This window comes from Hymenobacter sp. BT18 (genome assembly GCF_012273015.1).
GTDB classification, from domain to species: Bacteria; Bacteroidota; Bacteroidia; order Cytophagales; family Hymenobacteraceae; genus Hymenobacter; species Hymenobacter lutimineralis.
Window position 1 is genome coordinate 4488388 of record NZ_CP050954.1, and the last position, 19938, is coordinate 4508325.

21 protein-coding genes are annotated in these 19938 nt (G+C 60.0%); 8 read left to right on the forward strand and 13 right to left on the reverse strand.

The window, feature by feature from the left end; all coding sequences use genetic code 11:
• Positions 1 to 2 precede the first annotated feature (2 nt).
• The 7 genes from rsgA to HER32_RS19270 form a co-directional block, all read right to left on the reverse strand.
• A complete protein-coding gene (rsgA, locus tag HER32_RS19240; RefSeq protein WP_149071687.1) occupies positions 3 to 929 on the reverse strand; it encodes a ribosome small subunit-dependent GTPase A in 927 nt (308 codons plus the stop codon).
• A gap of 63 nt (positions 930 to 992) precedes the next feature.
• Complete coding sequence (locus tag HER32_RS19245) at positions 993 to 2210, reverse strand: 3-deoxy-D-manno-octulosonic acid transferase (protein ID WP_232066317.1); 1218 nt, start codon at positions 2208 to 2210, stop codon at positions 993 to 995.
• Positions 2211 to 2237: 27 nt separating this feature from the next.
• A complete protein-coding gene (locus tag HER32_RS19250; protein WP_168683040.1) occupies positions 2238 to 2726 on the reverse strand; it encodes a GNAT family N-acetyltransferase in 489 nt (162 codons plus the stop codon).
• Between the two features lie 155 nt (positions 2727 to 2881).
• Positions 2882 to 3520: a peroxiredoxin gene (locus tag HER32_RS19255; RefSeq protein ID WP_149071684.1), complete on the reverse strand. Its 639-nt coding sequence runs from the start codon at positions 3518 to 3520 to the stop codon at positions 2882 to 2884.
• Between the two features lie 113 nt (positions 3521 to 3633).
• The gene (locus HER32_RS19260) at positions 3634 to 4101 is read right to left on the reverse strand and encodes a Fur family transcriptional regulator (RefSeq protein ID WP_168683041.1); all 468 of its coding nucleotides are present in this window, start codon (positions 4099 to 4101) and stop codon (positions 3634 to 3636) included.
• A 110-nt stretch (positions 4102 to 4211) separates the two neighbouring features.
• Entirely contained in the window at positions 4212 to 5033 is an 822-nt protein-coding gene (locus HER32_RS19265; protein WP_317169649.1) for an enoyl-CoA hydratase-related protein, read from the reverse strand.
• Between the two features lie 106 nt (positions 5034 to 5139).
• Positions 5140 to 6411, reverse strand: coding sequence for an aspartate kinase (locus tag HER32_RS19270; protein WP_149071681.1), 1272 nt, complete (start codon positions 6409 to 6411; stop codon positions 5140 to 5142).
• A gap of 148 nt (positions 6412 to 6559) precedes the next feature.
• On the opposite strand from HER32_RS19270, the gene fbp reads away from it, so the two are divergent.
• A complete protein-coding gene (gene fbp / locus HER32_RS19275) occupies positions 6560 to 7585 on the forward strand; it encodes a class 1 fructose-bisphosphatase (protein ID WP_149071680.1) in 1026 nt (341 codons plus the stop codon).
• 78 nt (positions 7586 to 7663) lie between these two features.
• Here fbp and HER32_RS19280 read toward each other — a convergent pair whose 3' ends face one another.
• The 3 genes from HER32_RS19280 to yihA form a co-directional block, all read right to left on the reverse strand.
• Positions 7664 to 8221, reverse strand: a complete 558-nt coding sequence (locus HER32_RS19280) for a DUF5606 domain-containing protein (protein WP_168683042.1) — start codon at positions 8219 to 8221, stop codon at positions 7664 to 7666.
• A gap of 28 nt (positions 8222 to 8249) precedes the next feature.
• A complete protein-coding gene (locus HER32_RS19285) occupies positions 8250 to 8690 on the reverse strand; it encodes an energy transducer TonB (RefSeq protein WP_149071678.1) in 441 nt (146 codons plus the stop codon).
• A gap of 82 nt (positions 8691 to 8772) precedes the next feature.
• Positions 8773 to 9390: a ribosome biogenesis GTP-binding protein YihA/YsxC gene (yihA, locus tag HER32_RS19290; protein WP_149071677.1), complete on the reverse strand. Its 618-nt coding sequence runs from the start codon at positions 9388 to 9390 to the stop codon at positions 8773 to 8775.
• A gap of 525 nt (positions 9391 to 9915) precedes the next feature.
• On the opposite strand from yihA, the gene HER32_RS19295 reads away from it, so the two are divergent.
• The 4 genes from HER32_RS19295 to HER32_RS19310 all read left to right on the forward strand — a co-directional run bounded on the left by HER32_RS19295 (position 9916) and on the right by HER32_RS19310 (position 14633).
• Positions 9916 to 12255: an OmpA family protein gene (locus HER32_RS19295; protein WP_232066318.1), complete on the forward strand. Its 2340-nt coding sequence runs from the start codon at positions 9916 to 9918 to the stop codon at positions 12253 to 12255.
• A 125-nt stretch (positions 12256 to 12380) separates the two neighbouring features.
• On the forward strand, positions 12381 to 13109 hold the full coding sequence (gene ubiE / locus HER32_RS19300) for a bifunctional demethylmenaquinone methyltransferase/2-methoxy-6-polyprenyl-1,4-benzoquinol methylase UbiE (RefSeq protein ID WP_168683044.1): 729 nt from the start codon (positions 12381 to 12383) through the stop codon (positions 13107 to 13109).
• On the forward strand, positions 13058 to 13837 hold the full coding sequence (locus HER32_RS19305) for a porin family protein (protein WP_168683045.1): 780 nt from the start codon (positions 13058 to 13060) through the stop codon (positions 13835 to 13837). The genes ubiE and HER32_RS19305 overlap by 52 nt, the downstream gene beginning before the upstream one ends.
• A 49-nt stretch (positions 13838 to 13886) precedes the next feature.
• Positions 13887 to 14633, forward strand: coding sequence for an SDR family NAD(P)-dependent oxidoreductase (locus HER32_RS19310; RefSeq protein WP_168683046.1), 747 nt, complete (start codon positions 13887 to 13889; stop codon positions 14631 to 14633).
• Positions 14634 to 14690: 57 nt separating this feature from the next.
• Here the strand turns inward: HER32_RS19310 and HER32_RS19315 are convergent, their stop codons facing one another.
• Both HER32_RS19315 and cdd read right to left on the reverse strand, forming a co-directional pair.
• Positions 14691 to 15365, reverse strand: a complete 675-nt coding sequence (locus tag HER32_RS19315; protein ID WP_168683047.1) for an alpha/beta hydrolase — start codon at positions 15363 to 15365, stop codon at positions 14691 to 14693.
• Positions 15366 to 15481: 116 nt separating this feature from the next.
• A complete protein-coding gene (gene cdd, locus HER32_RS19320; protein WP_168683048.1) occupies positions 15482 to 15976 on the reverse strand; it encodes a cytidine deaminase in 495 nt (164 codons plus the stop codon).
• Positions 15977 to 16189: 213 nt separating this feature from the next.
• Here cdd and HER32_RS19325 point away from each other — a divergent pair, with 213 nt between their 5' ends.
• The 3 genes from HER32_RS19325 to HER32_RS19335 are packed head-to-tail and all read left to right on the forward strand — an operon-like array spanning position 16190 to position 19247.
• Positions 16190 to 17560 carry a saccharopine dehydrogenase C-terminal domain-containing protein gene (locus HER32_RS19325; protein ID WP_168683049.1) on the forward strand — a complete coding sequence of 457 codons (1371 nt, stop codon included), beginning with the start codon at positions 16190 to 16192 and terminating at the stop codon, positions 17558 to 17560.
• A gap of 3 nt (positions 17561 to 17563) precedes the next feature.
• Entirely contained in the window at positions 17564 to 18520 is a 957-nt protein-coding gene (locus HER32_RS19330) for a hypothetical protein (RefSeq protein ID WP_168683050.1), read from the forward strand.
• Positions 18513 to 19247 (forward strand): ATP-binding cassette domain-containing protein, encoded by a 735-nt coding sequence (locus tag HER32_RS19335; protein ID WP_168683051.1) that lies wholly within the window; start codon positions 18513 to 18515, stop codon positions 19245 to 19247. The genes HER32_RS19330 and HER32_RS19335 overlap by 8 nt, the downstream gene beginning before the upstream one ends.
• Here the strand turns inward: HER32_RS19335 and HER32_RS19340 are convergent.
• Positions 19210 to 19935: a tRNA1(Val) (adenine(37)-N6)-methyltransferase gene (locus HER32_RS19340; protein ID WP_168683052.1), complete on the reverse strand. Its 726-nt coding sequence runs from the start codon at positions 19933 to 19935 to the stop codon at positions 19210 to 19212. The two genes, HER32_RS19335 and HER32_RS19340, sit on opposite strands and share 38 nt — an antisense overlap.
• Between the last annotated feature and the right edge of the window lie 3 nt (positions 19936 to 19938).

Below are 19938 nucleotides of genomic sequence, written 5' to 3' on the forward strand. Positions count from 1 at the left end.
ATTTACTTCCGGTTGTCGTCGCCTTGCTGCATGCTCACGTAGCTGTCGTAGCGGGGCAGCGCAATGCGGCCCTGGTCTACGGCCTCGCGCACGGCGCAGCCGGGCTCGTGCAGGTGCTGGCAGTTGTGGTAGCGGCATTGGTTGAGCAGGGCGCGCATTTCCGGGAAGTAGTGGGCCAGCTCGCCGGGCTTCATATCCACCAGTCCCAATTCCTTGATGCCGGGGGTGTCGATGAGGTAGGTGCCGGGCCGCACCTCCAGCATCTCGGCGAAGGTGGTGGTGTGGACGCCCTTATCCGAAAACTCACTGATTTCGGCCGTCTTCAAATCCAGGTCGGGTACCAGCGCATTGATCAGGGTACTTTTGCCCACCCCGGAGTGGCCTGAGAGCAAGGAAACCTTGCCATCCAGCAGCGCATCAATGTCGGCTACACCCTGGCCGGTGTGGGCCGAGCTGCGCAAGCTGGGGTAGCCCACGCGCAGGTACATACCGGCAATCTGCTCCTGGTAGTCGAGCAGGTCCTCGTCGTAGAGGTCGACTTTGTTGAAAATGAGGGTGACGGGAATGTGGTAGGCTTCGGCGGTGACCAGAAACCGGTCGATAAACCCAAAAGATGTAGCCGGCGACACCAGTGTGACGACCAAAAGGGCCTGGTCGAGGTTGGCGGCAACAATGTGGGCATGCTCGGTCTTGTGCACCGAACGGCGGATGATGTAGTTGCGGCGCGGCTCGATGTGGTGAATCACGCCCGCGCCTTCGGTTTGCTCCTCCACGGTAAAATCTACTTGGTCACCCACCGCCAGCGGGTTGCTCACCTTCAGCCCTTTGTGCTTGAATTTGCCGCGCAGCCGGCAGCGGTGCAGCTGCCCCGTGCTGGTTTCGCGCACCACATACCACGAGCCGGTAGATTTAACGATGGTTCCCGTCATGCGGTGAAGGAGTCAGTGGGTGAATGAGTGAATGGGTGAGGGCTTATCCGGTTACTGGCTTCTTCATCTTTCCGCCAGCCACTGCATAATTTTATTGGTGGCCCCGCTGTGGTCGTGTACGTAGTCGAGGCTGAGGTCCTGCACGGTGAGGCGACCTTCCTCGTTATGAAACAGCGGGCCAAAGGCCGTAAGCAGCTCCGCAGCTGAGGTTACGGGGAAGGCACAGCCCAGCGCCACCAGATCCTGCGCCTCCTGAAATTTGTGGTACGTGGGCCCGAAAAACAGGGGCAGGCCAAAAGCCGCGGCTTCCAGCGTGTTGTGCAGGCCCTTGCCGAAAGCGCCACCAACGTAGGCGAAGTGCCCGAACCGGTACAGCTGACTGAGCAAACCCACGTTGTCCATCAGCAGCACACGGGCGTGGGCTACCGTGCTGGCATTGGCCGTAGAGTAGCGCACTACCCGGCCCGGCAAGGCTTCTTCCACCAGCCGGAGGTTGGTTTCGCTGATTTCGTGCGGGGCCACAATAAACCGCAGTTGCTCCTGGTACTGCTGTAGCAGGGGCGTGAGGGCCGGCAGGTCTTCGGGCCAGCTGCTGCCAATGATGAACACCGGGGCCCAGTCGTCGGTAAAGGCATCCACCAGCGGCAGCGCCCGCGGCGGGGCTGAGGCGGTTTGCACCACCGTGTCAAAGCGCGTGTCGCCGGCTACGCTGGCCTGCGTGATGCCCACGCTGCGCAACAGGTCTACGGATGCCTGGTTCTGGGTGAAGATGTGGGTAAAGCTGCCCACAATACGCCGGAAGAAGCCACCCCAGGGCTGAAAAAACGACTGCTCAGGCCGGAAGATGGCCGACACGCAAATGGCCGGAATCTGGCGCTGGCGCAGTTCGGTGAGGAAATGGTACCAGAACTCGTACTTCACAAACACCGCCAGCCGCGGCCGCACCGCATCCAGAAACAGGCGGGCATTTTCGGCGGTATCGAGGGGGAGGTAAAACACGTAGTCGGCGCCGGGCCAGTTTTTGCGCACCTCGTAGCCCGAGGGGGAAAAGAAGGTAAGCACCAGCTTGTGGCCGGGGTGCCGGGCGGCGTAAGCTTCCATGAGGGGGCGGCCCTGTTCAAACTCGCCCAGCGAGGCGCAGTGAAACCAGGCCAGTGGCGCCTTTTCCTGCCGTAGCGCCACCTGGATGCGCGGCAGCAGCTCCTGCCGGCCTGCCACCCACTGAGCGGCTTTCGGCACGAAGGGAGCCACCAGCCGCAACAGCAGGGCATACAGGCGCAAGGCTGTAGAATACAGTAAAACCAAGAGTTAAAAGTCGGTATCGGGTGCAGTGGAAGGTAGTGGGCGTACCATCCGATAGTTGGTGAGGGCTACGCCCCGTACTACGGGTTGTTGCTCCCGCTCCACCACAAACCCCTGATGAGCAAAGAAAGGCCGGGCGGTACAGCTGGCATTGGTGTAGACCTGTGTAAGCCCCAAACGGGTAGCTTCGGCCAGTAATGCCTGCCAAAGCTGCCGGGCAATACCCTGGCGCTGGTGGTCGGCACTCACAAATAGAAAATCCAGGTAGCCATCGGCCGCGAGGGAGGCAAAGCCCATTAACTCTGCGTCCTGCTCTGCTACCAGAAAGTACTGCTCCCGGATTTTATCCTGCCAGCCCGCCAGGTTTTGCCACCCCCCACGCCACGCCTCCACCTGCACCGGCGAGTAGTCGGCGGCGTTGATGCGCGTGATGGTGTCGTAGAAGAGCTGCCCAATGCGCGAAGCATCGTCAGCCTGGGCCCGGCGAAGTAGCATAGCACAAAAGTACGCGCTTCTGCTGGCTACGCGGCATGCCCACTAAAAAAGGCCCTGACTACGCATAGTCAGGGCCTCTTTAGAGTTGCTGGTTTTGAGTTTCTAGTTGTTCGCGCTCGGCTTACTCGAGAAACTAGAAACCAGAAACTCCCTTTTTAGTGGGCGGCTTGTTTGCCGAGGTAGTTGGCTACGCCTTCGCGGGTGGCGGCCATGGCTTCTTTGCCTTCTTCCCAGTTAGCGGGGCACACTTCACCTTTCACCTCGAAATATTGCAGGGCGTCTACCATGCGCATGGCTTCGTCGATGCTACGGCCCAGCGGCCCATCGTTTACCACCTGGTGGCGCACGATACCGTCTTTATCAATCAGGAACAAGCCGCGGTAAGCCAGGGGCGAGCCTACGAAGGTCATTTCGCCGGCTTCGTTGTAGTCGTAGTGACCACCCAGCACGTCGTAGTTAGCGGCAATGGTTTTGGTAGCATCGGCTACCAGAGGGTAGGTTACGCCCGAGATGCCGCCGTTGTCGCGCGGAGTTTGCAGCCAGGCAAAGTGAGAAAAATGCGTATCGGTAGAGCAGCCAACGATGGCTACACCTTTAGCTTCGAAATCGGCCAGACGGTCCTGAAAAGCAATGATTTCAGTGGGGCACACGAACGTGAAGTCGGCGGGGTAGAAGTAGAAGATAACGTGCTTCTTGCCCAGGTACCGGTCGAGGGAGAAATCCTCCTCGAACTCACCATCGATGACGGCGGTAGCTTTGAAAGAAGGAGCGCGTTTGCCTACGAGAACTGCCATTGTACGGGGTAATAAAGTGAAAAAAGGAAATGGAATGAGAAAGAAGTAAGGCCAGTAACAAGCCCGCTGTGCTGAGTACGAAGAAAAGACTCGTTACAAGCCAAGTCGGGCTTCTAGCCGTTGGATACCTTGTTGCCCGTGATGTGCAGCGAGAAGGAGTGCGGCTGAAAGTTCTGCAGGCTTTTGGCCGCGAAGAACTCCCGAATCAGCGCATCCAGTTGCGGGTCGCAGTAATCAATGATTTCCTGGGTGTCGGTGCAGAACAGGTGGTGGTGCTCGGTGCAGTCGGCATCGTAGCGGCGCGAAGCCCCCTCGGCTGAGGCCACGCGCCGGGTGAGGCCAGCTTCCACGAAGGAATCCAGCGCCTTGTACACCGTGCCCAGCGAAATGGAAGCTTCCAGGCTTACTACCCGCCGGTGTACCTGCTCGGCCGTGGGGTGGCCCGGCAAAACCAGCAGGCTTTCCAGAATCACCAGGCGCTGGCGCGTAGCGCGCAACCCAGCCTGGGTTAGCCGCTCCCGCAGCTGATCCGGCCGGGGAGGCGTGGGCAAAGTATGGACGTGGTCAGAAGAAGTACTCACCAGATAAGAATTATTCTCCGCAAAGATAGGGCTATAAGCCACTGCCGGTCAAAATTGTTTCCACTTAGCAGGTAGCGGCCGCCTTTGCGAGTGGCGCCCGTCAAGGACGCTTACCTGCCTTTGAACTCAGGCGGGCGCTTTTCGAGGAAGGCCGCCATGCCTTCTTTCTGGTCTTCGGAGGCAAAGGTGAGGTAGAAGTTCTTGCGCTCGAAGTTCAGGCCCTCATCCAGGTGGGTTTCAAACGAGCGGTTCACGGCTTCCTTGGCCAAGCGGGCCGCTACCGGCGACATGCGGGCAATAGCCGCGGCTAAGCGGTAAGCCTCTTCCAGGTACTGGCCCACGGGCGCTACCCGGTTCACCAACCCGTAGTCGGCGGCTTCCTGAGCCGAAATAGGCTGGCCCGTAAGCACCATTTCCATCGCCCGCGCTTTGCCCACGGCCCGGGTGAGGCGCTGCGTGCCCCCGCCGCCCGGCATAATGCCCAGCCGGATTTCGGGCTGCCCAAACTGGGCCGTTTCCGAGGCCACAATCATGTCGCACACCATTGCCAGCTCGCAGCCGCCCCCAAAGGCAAACCCCGACACGGCGGCAATCAGCGGCTTGTGCGTTTTGCGGATTCGTTCCCAGAGGCTGATCTGGTCAATTTCCAGCATTTCCACCGCCGTGCGCTCCGACATAAATTTAATGTCGGCCCCGGCTGCAAACACGCGCTCCGAGCCGGTAAGCACAATCACGCGCACAGCAGGGTTGGCGCACAGCTCTTCCAGTGCCTGGGCAATTTCCAGCATCAGGTTATAGTGCAGCGCATTCAGCTCCTTGGGCCGGTTAAGCTGCACGAGGGCGACGTGCGGCCGGGCCTCGGGCGTTACGGTCAGGAATTGCGGAGAAAGTGGCATGGGGTGGGAATAGTAGATGATTGGAGTATCCGTCATGCTTCATCTGGCGTCCGCTTGCCGAAGACCTTTGCCGCTTCGTCGAACGAAGCGGTAAAGATGTCCCGGCTGCGCTCGGCATGACCTCCTGGATTTTTAAGGAAGACTATGACGCGCCGCGGCACACAAACTGGAACGTTTGGCGGGTGCGCTGCTCCAACAGCAAGTCCCGGCCTTGGGTGAGGCGCTGGATGCTGGCGGCATCGTAGTTTTTGATGGTGTAGAGTTCCAGGCCGGTGTTGTAGTGAATGGTAAACTGCTCGTAGAGCATTTCCAGCAGCCGGTCGAGGCGATACGCCGAGTAGTCGGTACACACGGAAAAGCTAATGGCCGAGTTCTGCATCAGGTGAATCTTGAGCCGCACCTGCGCCAGGGCCCCAAAAATAACCTCCAGGTTTTCCTCCGAAATAAAGGTGAGGTCCTTGGACTCAAACGACACCAGGCACTGCCCCGCTTTACGGATAAAGGCCGGCGGCAGGGAGTCGTGGCGGCAGTCGTGAATGATGGTGCCCTCGGCCGTGGGGTCGAGAAAAGACTTCACCAGCAGCGGAATGCGCTTTACGGCCAGCGGCTTGATGGTTTTGGGGTGAATAACCGAGGCCCCGTAGTACGCCATTTCAATGGTTTCCTGGTAGCTGATTTCCGGGTAGCGCACGGTATCCTCGAAGATCTTAGGGTCGGCATTGAGCAGGCCCGCCACATCCTTCCAGATCGTAACGGCCCGGGCCTGCAGGCAGTGGGCAAAAATGGCGGCGGTGAAGTCGGAGCCTTCCCGGCCCAGGGTGGTCGTCTGGCCGCTGGAAGTACCACCCAGGAACCCCTGCGTAACTACAGGGCCCTGCTGCAGCAGCTGGGGTACTACGCTACGGATGTTGCGCTCCGTAGTAGCCCAGTCCAGGCGGCCTTCCCGCCAGAGGTGGTCGGTGCGCACCAGGGGGCGGCAGTCGAGCCACTGGGCCGCCAGCGCCTGGCTGACAATGCGCGTGGCCAGCAATTCCCCAAAGCTTACAACCTGGTCGTACTGCCGGTCGTAGTCGCCGGGCTCCAGCGCGGCGAGCTGGTTTTCCAGCTCGGCAAACAACGCTTGTAGCGGTTCATTGTGCGCCGGGTGTGCGCCGGCGGGGTTTAACAGCTCCTGCGCCACGCCTTCGTGGAAGTCGCGCAGGGCCTTGAGTTGGGGCGCGTAGTCAAGCCGGGAGTGCGCCCGGTGGTAAATTTCCTCCAGGGCATTGGTGGTTTTGCCCATGGCCGATACCACAATCAGCAGCTGGCCGGGTACGGCTTGCTGCACAATGTGGCGCAGGTTGCGGATGGCGGCGGCATCTTTTACCGAGGCTCCCCCAAATTTGTAGACGTTGAGTTGATGCGGCTCTTGCATGGGCCCAAAGGTAGAAGGAAGGCCGGTTTCTGGTGCATTCAGCCGGGATATGGCGGGTCGGAAACTGTGCCAGCGAATTTTCGTTAGCACCCAATCAGGCAAATTGGTTAATTTTGAGCCCACCCAAATCCATCATTCCCCGCATTCTATGACTCACCACGACAAGCTGGCGCTGCCCGTCGGTACCACCCTCGACCGATTTATTATGCGCAAGCAGGAAGACTTTCCCTACGCCACGGGGGAGCTTTCCCAACTGCTGCGCGATATTGCCCTGGCCGCCAAAATCGTGAACCGCGAAATCAACCGCTCCGGCCTGATCGACATTGCCGGCGCCTACGGCAACCGCAACGTGCAGGGCGAGGATCAGCAGAAGCTCGATGTCATTGCCAACATCCGCTTTATCCGGGCCCTACGCAACGGGGGCGAGGTCTGCACCATCGTATCGGAGGAGGATGAGGAAATGATTCAGACCGGCAACGTGCAGGGCAAGTACGTGGTGGCCATCGACCCCCTCGACGGCTCCTCCAACATTGACGTGAACGTGAGCATCGGGACCATCTTCAGCGTGTACCGGCGCGTGTCGCCCACGGGCGGCGAGGGCACCGAGCAGGACTGCCTGCAGACGGGCACCCACCAGGTAGCCGCCGGCTACGTTATCTACGGGTCCAGCACCATGCTGGTGTATACCACCGGCAACGGCGTGAATGGCTTTACCTACGAGCCTTCGTTGGGGGAGTTCTTCCTCTCGCATCCGCACATTACCTCGCCTAAAACCGGCTCTATCTACTCCATCAACGAAGGACTATCCAACGACTTCACTGAGGGTGTGCGGGAGTTTGTGGCTTACTGCAAGCAGCAGAACTACTCGGCCCGCTACATCGGCTCCCTGGTAGCCGACTTCCACCGCAATTTGCTCAAGGGCGGCATCTACATGTACCCCGCCACGCTCAAGGCCAAAAAGGGCAAGCTGCGCCTGATGTACGAGTGCAATGCCTTGTCCTTTATTGTGGAGCAGGCCGGCGGCAAAGCCAGCGACGGGCAGCAGCGCATCATGGAGCTACAGCCCCAGAGCCTGCACGAGCGGTGCCCGTTCTTCATCGGCTCTACCGAGCTGGTGGAAAAAGCCGAAGAGTTTATGGCGCGCGAGTTTGCCGATTTGCTGGAAACGAAATAAGTACCCAACTGCCAAAACCAACAAGCGCGGCCCCGGAACTGTCCGGGGCCGCGCTTGTTGGTTTAAAGCACACCTGCCTTACTCGGCTTTCTTCTTGGCGCGAGCTTTGGGCTTGGCTTCGGCGGTTTCCACCGTATCCTCCGACTTAGCCGCTTTGGGTGCCTTGGCTGGCGCTTCTTCCTGTGTGGGCTGGGCCTCCACAGCGGTTTCCTCCGCTTCCGGAGCGGCCGTTTCGGGGGCAGCATCGTAAGGGAGGGCCGTGCTTACCAGGCGGTACCAGGTCACCAGCTTCTTGATGTCCGACATGTACACGCGCTGCCGGTCATAGTCAGGAATAATGGTTTCCATGAACGAGGTCAGGTCCCGGTCATCCGACTTGTTGGTGAGGGCAAAGTCCTCCCCGTAGTGCTGGCGAATCCGGTCGAATACCTCCGCCAATGGCACAGTCTGGTCGTAGTCCTGGGTGTAGATGGAAATTTCGTGGAGCAGCGACACCTTGTTGCGGGCCGAGGCTACGGAGCGGGTAGCCCGCTCGTCGAGGGTTTCCACGATAACGCCGGCCCGGGTAGGGCGCACGAGGCGGTAGAGGCCGGGCATTCCGCTGATGGCGGCTACCTCCTTCAGATCATAGGGCATAAAAAAGCAGTTGGTACGAAAGGCAAAGTTACTGCGCCGCGGTCTGACCCGGGGCAGGGAGCTTAAAAGCAATGGGAAGGTTGGTGAGGATGGCGTATTCCGGCTTCTGAAATTTCAGCAGGCGTACCAGGCGCAGGGCCTCTTCCCCGCAGCCCCCGCCTACCTGCTTCACCAGCTTCACCCCCGACAGCGTACCATCGGTATTGAGCGTGAAGGAAACGATGCACGTGCCCTGGATGCGGTTGCGCCGGGCCATAACGGGGTACTTCAGCTCCTGGTTGATGAAGGCATACATGGCTTCAGCGCCGCCTTCGTAGTATTTGGCGGCGGCTACTACGCCCGTAGGGCCTGCCTGAGCCGGGGCCGGAGCCGCGGGGGCCGGAGCGGGCGCGGCGGGGGTAGCCTGTTGGGCCAGGGCCGGAGCGCCCGCCAGGAAACCCAGGGCCAGGGCGCAATAGATTTTTTTCATGGAGGGGAGGAAATGAAGAGAAAGTGAAGAACGGAAAAATGACCAGAAAATTAATTCCGGTAATTTTCTGTCCTGTCCAAATTTACGCATTATCGGGGTTTTGGGCGAGCTGCTGATTTACTTCTTCAATAAAAGAAAGCACCTCATCGCGCCCGGTTTTTTCCGAAGCCGACGTAATAAACTGCCGGGGTAATTCGTCCCAGGTTTCGCTCAGCTTTGCCGTGTAGGCCGCCACGTTTTGCTGCGTACGCAAAGCCGACTGCTTATCGGCTTTCGTAAATACCAGCACGAACGGCACGCCCATGGTTCCCAGCATATCTATAAAGGCCAGATCGGGGGCCAGGGGTTCGTGCCGCGAATCGATAAGCACGAAAACACACGTCAGATTGGGCCGCTCGCGCAGGTAAAAGCGAATCATACGCTCCCAGGCCGCCCGCGAGTCTTTGCTGACTTTGGCGTAGCCATAGCCCGGTAAGTCAACCAGATACCAATAGTCGTTGATCAGAAAATGATTGATCAGCTGGGTTTTGCCGGGCTGGGCGGAGGTTTTGGCCAACCCTTTGTGCCCCGTGAGCATATTGATGAGGGAAGATTTGCCCACGTTGGAGCGCCCGATAAACGCGTATTCCGGTTTATCCGGGACGGGGCATTGGTCCACGCGTGTATTGCTGGTAAGGAATTTGGCCGAGCGAATCAGCATAGAAAAAAGAATCGGTTGACCCGCAAAAGTAACACAATGCGGAAGGATGCCGAAGTAAATATTTTCGTGGATTTTCTTGTAGTTTACAAAGGCAGGCTATATTTGCACCGATTCCAGTACTGTGTGATATGGTATTAGTACTAGAAACGTACGACTCACTTCCTTGTCAAGCGCCTTTTTATCAGGGTGTTTGGCAGCAGTATATAGGAAGAGTGCCGTATTTTGAAATGTCTATCTTTGCCCAAACCGGCTAGGGCGCGTGTCAGTTTTCGTGCCCTCCGGCCGGGTTTTACCGGCATTCTTTTCCTGAAAGGCTAACCTTGAAAACGCATTTCAGTATAAGGGTCACCTAAAAAAGTAGCCCAGTCCTCGTGATTGGGTCCATTCTCCCCGAAATTCCGTCATATTTCCCAAATTTTCTCTCCAATGGACAACGTAGTCAGAAGGTTATTAACGGCCTCTTGCGCCTTCGCCCTTGCTACGGCAGTAAGCCAGCCTGCACTGGCCCAAAGTACCCGTAAGCAGTTGAAGACCGCAAACAAGTTCTTCGATTTAGAGAATTACCGGGCAGCTATTCCTTACTACGAGCAGGTGTTGGCCAAGGAGCCGAACAACGCGGTAGCCTTGTTCCGCGCCGGCATTGCCTACATGTCCTTTGACAAGGAGAAAGCCAGCGACTACATCTACAAGGCGCAGCGCCTGAAGAAAAACGTCTCCAAGGACGTAGAGTACTGGCTGGGACGGGTGGACCACCTGAACTACAACTTCGACGAGGCCATTACGCACTACCAGGCCTACAACGCTACCCTGAAAAAGAAGGACACCCGCAAAGCGGAGCTGGCCCAGCTGATTCAGCACAGCAAGAATGCCAAAGTGCAGTTCAACAGCCCCAAGGACATCTTCGTGAAGAACCTGGGGCCTACTATCAACACGCCCTTCTCGGAGCATAGCCCCGTTATCTCCAGCGACGATAAGTTGCTGCTCTTCACCTCGCGCGGTGAAAATGTAACCGGTGCCAACGCTTCGGCGGCAGATGCCAAGAACGGTAAGGGCAACCTGGCCTCCGATGGTGAGTACTACGAAGACATCTTCGAAGCCAAGCGCATCGACGACGAGAACTGGGAAAAGCCCCGCTCCCTGTCGGGCGTGCTGAATGGCAAAGGCCACGACGCTTCTATCCAGGTATTCGACAACGACACGAAGATGCTGATGTACCGCCAGGATGAAGGCGGCGACATCTTCTACTCGGAGAAGGCCGGCGGCGACTGGACGGAGCCCAAGAAGCTGAACAACAACATCAACTCGAAGCAGTTCGAGTCGGATGCCTACATTACTCCGGACGGCCGCACCATTTACTTCTCTACGGGTAAGTACTCGGAAGACGGCACGCTGGACATCTACTTCGCTACCCGTCAGCCCGGCGGCGACTGGGGCGAGGCCAAGACTATTGGCAACGCCATCAACACCAAGTACGATGACGACAGCCCCTTCCTAAGCCGCGACGGTAAGACGTTGTATTTCTCTTCGCGGGGCCACAATACCATGGGCGGCTACGACATCTTCAAGTCGGAGTGGGACTCTATTGGCCGTAAGTGGAGCCGTGCCGAGAACATGGGCTACCCCATTAACACCCCCGACGACGACAGCTACTACCGCCTGTCGCCGGATGGTTCGTATGCCTACATGTCGTCGTACCGCATCGGTGGCTACGGTGAGAAGGACATCTACACCATCAACTATATCAAGAACGCCATCATCCGCGGTAAGGTCATTTCGGCCAAGGACAGCGTGACGGTGATTCCGGGCGTAGAGCTGGTGTTCAGTGGCACCCAGGCCGACAAAACAGCCTTGAGCTACCGCGACGTGACCAAGCCCGACTCCGGTAACTACCAAGTGAGCGTGCTCTCGGGCCGTACTTACCAGGTAGCCGTGTCGAAAGACGGCAAGAGCATCGAAACGCAGGAGTTTGCTGTTCCCATCGTAACCGCCGACTCGACGGTGATTGAGAAGAACTTCTACGTGCCGTATGTAGACACCACACAGACGGTGGCGACCATGTTCAAGAAGATCTACTTCGACACCGACAAGTACAAGCTGCGGCCTGAGTCGATTACGGAGCTGAACAACATCACCCGTATTCTGAAGGCTAACCCTGGCCTGAACCTGTCCATCGAAGGCCACTGCGACTCGCGCAATACAGATGAGTACAACATCGTACTCGGCCAGAACCGCGCCGATGCTGCCTACAACTTCCTGAAGAAGAACGGTATTGCCGAAACCCGCTTGGTAACCACCAGCTACGGGGAGCGTCGTCCGGATGCCCCGAACGATTCGCCGGAGAACATGCAGCTTAACCGCCGCGTAGAGTTCCGCCCCATCCTGAAGGAAGGGGAAGCCATGCCGAAACTGAACCCTGGTACCGGCAGCGGTGCTGGAACCGGCACGGGCGCAAGCAGCACGGGCGCCGGTACTACCGGTACCGGTACAACTGGTGCAGGTACCACAGGCACCCGCACGGGGGGTGCAGGTTCTACCCGCACTTCGCTGCAGCCTGGCAAGAGCAAGGTGAAGATGGCCGACGGCACCAAGGTGAAAACCAAAGTGGACGAGGACAGCGATAAAGTGAAAGTGAAAACCAAGGGCGCGAATGATCAGGAATCAAAAACCGTCTATAAAGAGGGTGAAATTGATGCCAAGACCAAGGACGAAACTGGCAAAACCAAGCTTCAGGTAGAAGGTGCGGCTCCCGCCAGCGTAGCTACGCCTGCGGCTCCGGCTGCCACCGACTCTACCCAGTCGGCCCCGGCTACCACTACGCCTGCTACCACAACTCCTACCGATTCCACTACCACGGTAAAGCCCTAAGCGGCACGAAATCAGTCTAAAAGAAAGGTCGGGCCTGGTGCCTGGCCTTTTTTTTTAACATAATCGCGCCCACCGCGTTAAGTTTGGGCAATTCGGCCGCTCTTTTCTCGTTTTCCTCCCGAAGTATGTCCGTAGTTCCTTATAAAGATGATGCCGCCGGCAAGAAGTCGCAGGTAGCGCAGATGTTCAACAGCATAGCTGGCAAATACGACTTCCTCAACCATTTCCTGAGTGCTGGCACCGACATTTACTGGCGGCGCAAGGCCGTGGGGGAGTTGAAGGCGCTACGGCCGGCCCGGATCCTGGACATTGCTACCGGCACGGCTGATTTTGCCATTGAAACCCTGCGGGCCGCTTCGGCCGACGCTAAGATCACCGGGGTAGATATATCGGAAGGAATGCTGGAAGTAGGCCGCCGCAAGCTGGAAGCCAAAGGCCTGAGCCAACGCATTCAGCTGGAACTCGGCGACTCGGAGAACCTACCGTTCCCCGATGACCACTTTGATGCCGTAACGGCCTCGTTCGGGGTACGCAACTTCGAAAATCTGTCGAAGGGACTGGCCGAGATGCGCCGTGTGCTACGCCCCGGCGGCAAGCTGGTGATTCTGGAGTTTTCCAAGCCCACGGCTTTCCCCATGAAGCAGGCCTACAATTTCTACTTCCGGCACATTCTGCCCGTGTTTGGCAAGCTGATTTCAAAAGACCGCGCCGCGTATACCTACCTGCCCGAGTCGGTGCAGGCCTTTCCGGACGGGCGTGATTTTCTGACCATTCTAACCCAAGTGGGCTTTAACACTACTGCATGGCAACCCCTCACTTTCGGCATCAGCTCCATCTACACCGCTACAAAATAGCGGGCTTGTTGGTGGGGGCTGGCCTTTTGCTAAGTCACGCGGCCGATGCCCAAAGCCCCACCCGGGCCCGGCGCGGCCGCAACGGCAACGTAAAAACCCTGACGGTCAACAACCTGCCGGGATACGATGACAAGTGGTTTCACGGCGGGTTTCAGCTGAATGCCAGTGCCACGCGCTTTCGGGTAGAGCATTCCAACCGCTACGTACAGACGCGGGAGGTTTCAGCAAACTCCGTGATTAGTCCCAGCTTCGGCGTGAACTTCATTGCTGATGCCCGGCTGGCCGATTTCTTCAACTTGCGCTTTACGCCGGGCGTGTCATTTGCCAACCGCCGGATTGAATACAAGCCCTTGTCGTACTCCCCGGCCGACTCCATCAAAACCCAGGAGGTAGGCGGGACGGTGCTGGAGTTTCCGCTGCTGCTCAAGTACCATTCGGAGCGCCGCGGCAACTCGCGCATGTACCTCATTGCCGGAGCCAAGGCCAGCGTGAGCGTGACCAACCGGCGGCAGGACCCCGAAACCAGTGTGCTGCGCACGGCCAACACCGATTACTCCCTGGAATATGGGGTGGGCATGGATTTGTTTTACCCGTTTTTTAAGTTCGCCCCGGAACTGCGTTTCTCGCACGGTCTGCCCAACGTACTGCAATCCGGCACCGACGTGTACAGCCGCAACCTGCAGCGCCTGCGGACGAATGCCGTAACCTTGTACCTGAACTTCGAATAAGCAGGGCCGGCTTTTCTTCTGAGCTCGGTCCTGGCTACTGACTTACCCTATGCCACTCGCGTTAGTTACCGGCGCTTCTTCCGGTATTGGTCGGGCTACGGCCATTGCTTTGGCCCAGGCCGGCTATTCTCTGATTCTGACTGGCCGCCGCTACGAGCGGCTGGCGGAACTGGCCCAGCAGCTTACCACCCCAGTACACCTGCTCACGTTTGACGTGCGCGACCGGGCTGCCACCGAAGCGGCCATTGCCAGCCTACCCGAAGCCTTCCAGGCCATTGATGTGCTGATCAACAATGCCGGCAATGCCCACGGGCTGGGACCTATCCAGGAAGGCGACGTAGCCGACTGGGATGCGATGCTCGATAGCAACGTGAAGGGTCTGCTGTACGTGAGTCGCTCCGTGTTGCCGGGTATGACCCAGCGTCAGCGCGGGCACGTCATTAATATCGGTTCCATTGCCGGGCACGAGGCGTATCCCAACGGCAACGTGTACTGTGCTTCCAAGGCCGCGGTGGCCTCGCTGAGCAAAAGCATGCGCCTGGACTTGCTGCCCCACGGCATCCGGGTGGCAGAGGTCAATCCTGGGGCCGTGGAGACGGAGTTTGCTCAGGTACGCTTCAAGGGCGACGAAAGCCGGGCGGCGGCCGTGTATAAAGGGTTCCAACCCCTTCGGGCCGAGGACGTAGCCGAGGTCATTGCCTTTATGGTGACGCGCCCCCCGCACGTGAACATTGCCGAGGTGCTCTTGTTGCCTGCTGCGCAAGCCTCCACCATGCATTTCAAGCGCGACGCCTAGCATTATTTTTGAACCAGCATCTGCGCAGTGAAGCCGCTCCCAACCTGGGGCGGCTTTTTATTTGAGCCCCGAAACCTCCGCGTGCAGGTGCTGTATAATTTCAGCATTGAGTTCGTGCCGCCCGACAAAGCGGCGGACTTCGGGCGTGCAGCCCAAGTTGTGCAGAAAGGCTACTTGGGCCGCAAGGTTTTCCTCGGTCACGTACTCGTCCTGGGTACCGCAAACCAACACGATGGGTACCTTCTGGGCCAGGTGCGTGGCTACTGCAAAGTCCATATCGGGCGGAAAGGCGCCGGCCCACAGAACCAGCCGGGTAGGTTGGAAGCGTGCTTGCGCCAGCCAGCGGCTTACAGTTGCTGAACCCTGCGAAAACCCCAGCACCGTTACCTTGACTTCGGCCGGGCAGGCAACCAGCAGAGTATCGGTGAGCTGATTGAGGTAGGCTACGTAGTCGTCTATTTCGGTTAGCCGGTCATCCCGCGTCATCCAGCTGGCTCCCACCCGGCCGCTGGTACCCTGCAGGTAAAAACGGGAAAGGGCTTCCGGGGCCACAACAGCCAAAGTGGGGTCGGCAGTTGCCAGCGCGGTGAAGTGGCGAATGAAATACTGCGCCAATTGTCCGTAGCCGTGGCAGACAATCCACAAGTGGCGCGTCTGATCCGATAAAGTGCCCACCATATAATAGCGGGCCGAGCGGCTAACGGTAAGGTGGTGTTCCTGGGCGGCAGGCATCAACGCGGGCTCTAGGGAAAACAACTAGGCTGACAAATAGCAGATTGCGCCGGGTAAGAGCAAAGGCTGGCGGGCACGGCAATACGGCTTCTGTGCTTTCCTATATCGGCAGGAAGCTACTGGGGAGCGGGCAGGTCGTCGGGCGTGAAGCCGAAGGGCAGCAGGTCGCTCAGGCGCTGGAAGCGGTAAATGGTGTTGTCGGGGCCCGGCAGCAGCAGCGGAATAGCCTCGCCTTGGCGGTGCTCATACTCCGTCATCACCTGGCGGCAGGCTCCGCAGGAGGTTACGGCCACAAAACTCCCCGTAGCCGGGCGGGCGGCCACGGCCATGGCCCGGATGCGGCGCTCCGGCTGGCTGGCGGCCAGGCCAAACAAGGCTGTACGCTCGGCGCACAGCCCGGAGGGGAAGGCGGCATTTTCTTGGTTGGTACCCTTAAAGACCGACCCATCGTCGAGCAGCAGCGCCGCGCCCACGTGAAAGTGGGAGTAGGGGGCGTAGGAATGGTCGGTAGCGGCGCGGGCCGCGTGCCATACCGTAGCCTCGGCAGGCGAGAGTTCAGCTTCGGAGTTCAGCACCTCTACCGTGATGGTGAGCGTATGCGGGTGGGCCATCGGCGACGATAAAATAAACCTCACGAAGCCAGACAGCGGCCCCGGTGCGGGAAGGGGCGGTGAATGTACTACAAATCTGTGGGGTTCAATAAGGGCTACGGCAAAAATGTGGGAGCCGCCAGGCACGCGGGTTCAGCAGATTTTGCCGATACTTGACCCTGAATTCCCACCCACCAGGGCGCGCAGCCGCGGGCCCGCTTCTTTCGTTCCTGCATGACCCGCATTCTACTGCTCGGCGCCGGGCGCTCCGCCTCCTCCCTGATCCGCTACCTGCTGCAGCACGCGCCCACCGAAAACTGGCACCTCACCATCGGCGACGTTAACCCCGCCTTTCTACAGGAGGTACTGGCCCCGCACGCCGCCTATGCCCGGGCCGTATCCTTCGAAATAGCGGATGCCCCGTTGCTGGATACGCTGGTCAGCAATGCCGATATCGTTATATCCATGCTGCCGGCGTTGTTTCACCCCATCATTGCCAAGGCCTGCGTGCACCACGGCCGCCACTTGGCTACGGCCAGCTACGTGAGCCCCGAAATCCGGGCCTTCGATGCTGAAGCCCGGGCCGCGGGCATTACCCTGCTCATGGAGTGCGGCCTCGACCCCGGCCTCGACCACATGTCGGCCATGCAGGTAATTGACGATATCCGGGCGCAAGGCGGGCGTCTTACCTCCTTTAAATCGTACTGCGGCGGCCTGATGGCCCCCGACTCTGAAGGCGAAAACCCCTGGAAGTATAAGTTCACCTGGAACCCGCGCAACGTGGTGCTGGCCGGCCAGAGCACCGCCAAGTACCTGGAACAGGGCCAGCTGCGCTACATACCATATCAGCATTTGTTTGCCCGCACCGAGCAGCTGCAGGTGCCCGGCTACGGGGCTTTCGATGGCTATGCCAACCGCGACTCCCTGAGCTACCGCCAGCCCTACGGCCTCGACGACATTCCCACCATTTTGCGCGGCACCCTCCGCCGTCCCGGCTACTGCGCGGCCTGGCATGCGCTAGTGCAGCTGGGCCTCACCGATGATCAGGTTCACCTCGGCAACTCCGCCGACATGCCCTGGCAGGACCTCGTGGCGGCCTATTTGCCGGCGGCTGCTACTGCGGGCGCGCTGGCCGAGCGTTGCGCTGCCTACCTGGGGCTGGAGGTGCAGGGACCCGAAATGAGCCGCCTCAACTGGCTGGGTATTTTTGGGGAGGAACCCGTTGGCCTATCCGACGCCACGCCCGCCCAGCTGCTGGAACTGCTGCTGACCAAAAAATGGGTGCTACAGCCCCAGGACCACGATATGATTGTGATGCAGCATCTATTTGAATATGAGTTGGAAGGCCAGCCCCGTTGGCACACTTCCTCGCTGGTAGTGCTGGGCGATGATGCTGTGCATACAGCCATGGCCAAAACCGTAGGCCTGCCGCTGGGTATGGCTGTGCGGCGGCTGGCGCAGGGCCAAGTAGCGCACCCGGGCGTTGTCATTCCCACGCACGCCGATATCTACGAGCCGATACTCGCGGAACTGGCAGCCGACTACGGTATTCGGTTCGTGGAAGAAGCCGGCGCGGGGCAAATGGTAGCGGCCATCAGCCAGTAGTCCGTGCAGTGGGGATTGAGCGCCTATTTGCGGCTCCGCGGCCGCACCCTGGGCCGGCAGGTGCTGGAAGTAGGGTGGTGGCGCCTGGCTCTGCTGTTGCCCTTGCTGCTGGCAGCCGTGGCCCGGGCCCTTACGGTGCTGGCCAGCCATGCTACGGCGCACTGGCTGGTGCCCCTGCTGGTGCTGCTGATGCTGGCAGGTACCCACCGCCGCCGCCCGGATGTGCCTTTTCTGGCGTTGAGTGCCCCCTGTTTTCGCGGTTGGCTGGCCGTGGAATACACTTTTTTGGCCTTGCCCGCCGCATTGGTGCTCCTGGGGTTCCGGCAGGCCAGCACCGCAGGGCTCACCCTGCTGGTGGCCGCCGCCGTGGGGTGGATGCCTCCGGCCCAGGCCCGGGCGGCTCGTCACCGCCAGCCGGCAGTTTTTCGGAGCGAGGCGCTGGAACTGGTTGGGGGCTTCCGGCAGACGGGGGCGTGGTTCTGGTGGCTGGGGCTGCTGGGCGCGGCGGCGTGGGGGCAGCGCTACCCCGTGGTGCCGGCCCTGGCTATAGGCGGCTGGGTACTGGTGCTGGCAGGCTGCTACGGCACTCCCGAGCCGTGGCCCCTGCTGCTGCCAGCCTTGCGCGGCCCAGCCAGCTGGCTGGGCCGCCGTTGTGCCCTGGCCCTGGCGTATTATGGCCTCACGGCTGCCCCCTTCGTGTGGCTGTTGGGCACGGGGGCCACCAGCAGTGGCGGCGCGGCCGTAGCGGCCCTGCTCGGGGCAGTGCTAGTTACTATGGTGGTGCTGGCCCGGTACGCGTTTTACCCCAATGCCCTGCTGGTGCGCCTTACTCAAGGCCTGGTGCTGGCCGTGGCGGTGCTGCTAACCGGGCACCCAGTGTATCCCAGCCTGCTGCTGGTGGCGTTTTTCGGGCTGATCTGGAAAAGCCGCCGCCAGCTTTCCCGTTTTCGCTATGATTGAGATTCAGCAACTGCAGAAGTCGTTTGGCGCGCACGCCGTGCTGCGCGACGTGAGCCTTACGCTGCGGCCCGGCACCCTGCACGGGCTGGTGGGGGCCAACGGGGCGGGCAAAACCACGCTCCTGCACTGCCTTTACGGCCTGCACGCCGACTACCGGGGTACCATCCGCGAAACAACCGGGCTGCCTGTTCGGCCCAGCACGGGCCTGCTGCCCTATGAGCCCTATTTCTACCCCCGCCTCACGGGCCGCGAGTATCTCGAGTTCAGTCTGCAGGCCCGGGGCCGGCCGCTGGTAGACTTTAATGGCTGGAACCAGCTGCTGGAGCTGCCCCTCGATCAGTACGCCGAGGAGTACTCGGCTGGCATGAAGAAAAAGCTGGCGCTGCTGGCGTTGCTGGTGCAACCCTTCCGCTACCTCATCCTCGACGAGCCTTTCAACGGCCTCGACCTGGGTGCTAACCTGCTGGTGATGGAGATTCTGCGCCGCCTGCGCCAGCAGGGGGTGGGCATTCTGCTCACCTCTCATCTGCTGGGTTCCCTCACCGAGCTGTGCGACGAAATAACGGTGCTGGCCGATGGCCGCGTGCGCCGCCACTATGCGGCCGCGGAGTTCGGCCAGGTAGCTCCCGATCTGCTGGATAACTTTTTCCAGGACAAGCTGGCCCAGGTGCGGGCCCTGCTGCCCGAGGCTACAGGGCCAGGTAAAACGGCTGCAGCAACGCACTGAACTCAGCTGAATACAAGCTGTCATCGGCGGCGGCGCGCATCGTCAGCTCCGTTTGCTGCATTGGCTGGGGCGTCAGGCCGAAGGCGGTGATGCAGCGCAGCGGCTTGCTGCCAGCGCGGTGGCGGAGGACTAGCTGGGTAATAGAGTAGAGGCCCGCCTGGTGCGCGGTACGCACGAACTCCTGCATTTCTGCCGGGGGCAGCAGCACCGTGAGGCGGCCGGCCGGCGTGAGGTGGGCCGCTGCAAACCCCGCTAGCTCCCCGAAGCTCAGGGTATCCTCTGCCGCGTGCCGGGCCGTGGTGCGCCGGTCGTCGGGCGAGCGGAGCGAATGCCGGAAAAACGGCGGGTTACAGAGAATATGGTCGAACGAGTCCGGCTGGGTGGCGGCGTAGGCGCTCAAGCTCAGGGCCCGGATGTGAAGGCGGTGGCTCCAGGAGCAGGCCGCCGCATTGGCCGCCGCCTGCGCCGCCGCCGCCAAGTCAATTTCGATGGCCTCAATTTGGGCGCCGGGGTTGCGCTGGGCCGCCATCAGCGCCAGCAGGCCGGTGCCCGTACCGATGTCCAGAATCCGCTTAGCGTGGCTAATGTCCACTACCGCACCGAGTACGCAGGCATCTGTGCTGACTTTCATGGCGCACGCAGCCTGCTCTATTCGGAATTGCTTGAACTGAAAATAGTTGTTAGCCATAGG

What these genes read in the sequence shown, in the direction of transcription:
- rsgA (WP_149071687.1), bottom strand. Translation starts at nt 929, where the DNA reads ATGACGGGAACCATCGTTAAATCTACCGGCTCGTGGTATGTGGTGCGC.
- HER32_RS19250 (WP_168683040.1), bottom strand. Translation starts at nt 2,726, where the DNA reads ATGCTACTTCGCCGGGCCCAGGCTGACGATGCTTCGCGCATTGGGCAG.
- HER32_RS19255 (WP_149071684.1), bottom strand. Translation starts at nt 3,520, where the DNA reads ATGGCAGTTCTCGTAGGCAAACGCGCTCCTTCTTTCAAAGCTACCGCC.
- HER32_RS19265 (WP_317169649.1), bottom strand. Translation starts at nt 5,033, where the DNA reads ATGACGGATACTCCAATCATCTACTATTCCCACCCCATGCCACTTTCT.
- HER32_RS19270 (WP_149071681.1), bottom strand. Translation starts at nt 6,411, where the DNA reads ATGCAAGAGCCGCATCAACTCAACGTCTACAAATTTGGGGGAGCCTCG.
- fbp (WP_149071680.1), top strand. Translation starts at nt 6,560, where the DNA reads ATGACTCACCACGACAAGCTGGCGCTGCCCGTCGGTACCACCCTCGAC.
- HER32_RS19280 (WP_168683042.1), bottom strand. Translation starts at nt 8,221, where the DNA reads ATGCCCTATGATCTGAAGGAGGTAGCCGCCATCAGCGGAATGCCCGGC.
- HER32_RS19285 (WP_149071678.1), bottom strand. Translation starts at nt 8,690, where the DNA reads ATGAAAAAAATCTATTGCGCCCTGGCCCTGGGTTTCCTGGCGGGCGCT.
- yihA (WP_149071677.1), bottom strand. Translation starts at nt 9,390, where the DNA reads ATGCTGATTCGCTCGGCCAAATTCCTTACCAGCAATACACGCGTGGAC.
- ubiE (WP_168683044.1), top strand. Translation starts at nt 12,381, where the DNA reads ATGTCCGTAGTTCCTTATAAAGATGATGCCGCCGGCAAGAAGTCGCAG.
- HER32_RS19305 (WP_168683045.1), top strand. Translation starts at nt 13,058, where the DNA reads ATGGCAACCCCTCACTTTCGGCATCAGCTCCATCTACACCGCTACAAA.
- HER32_RS19310 (WP_168683046.1), top strand. Translation starts at nt 13,887, where the DNA reads ATGCCACTCGCGTTAGTTACCGGCGCTTCTTCCGGTATTGGTCGGGCT.
- HER32_RS19315 (WP_168683047.1), bottom strand. Translation starts at nt 15,365, where the DNA reads ATGCCTGCCGCCCAGGAACACCACCTTACCGTTAGCCGCTCGGCCCGC.
- cdd (WP_168683048.1), bottom strand. Translation starts at nt 15,976, where the DNA reads ATGGCCCACCCGCATACGCTCACCATCACGGTAGAGGTGCTGAACTCC.
- HER32_RS19325 (WP_168683049.1), top strand. Translation starts at nt 16,190, where the DNA reads ATGACCCGCATTCTACTGCTCGGCGCCGGGCGCTCCGCCTCCTCCCTG.
- HER32_RS19335 (WP_168683051.1), top strand. Translation starts at nt 18,513, where the DNA reads ATGATTGAGATTCAGCAACTGCAGAAGTCGTTTGGCGCGCACGCCGTG.
- HER32_RS19340 (WP_168683052.1), bottom strand. Translation starts at nt 19,935, where the DNA reads ATGGCTAACAACTATTTTCAGTTCAAGCAATTCCGAATAGAGCAGGCT.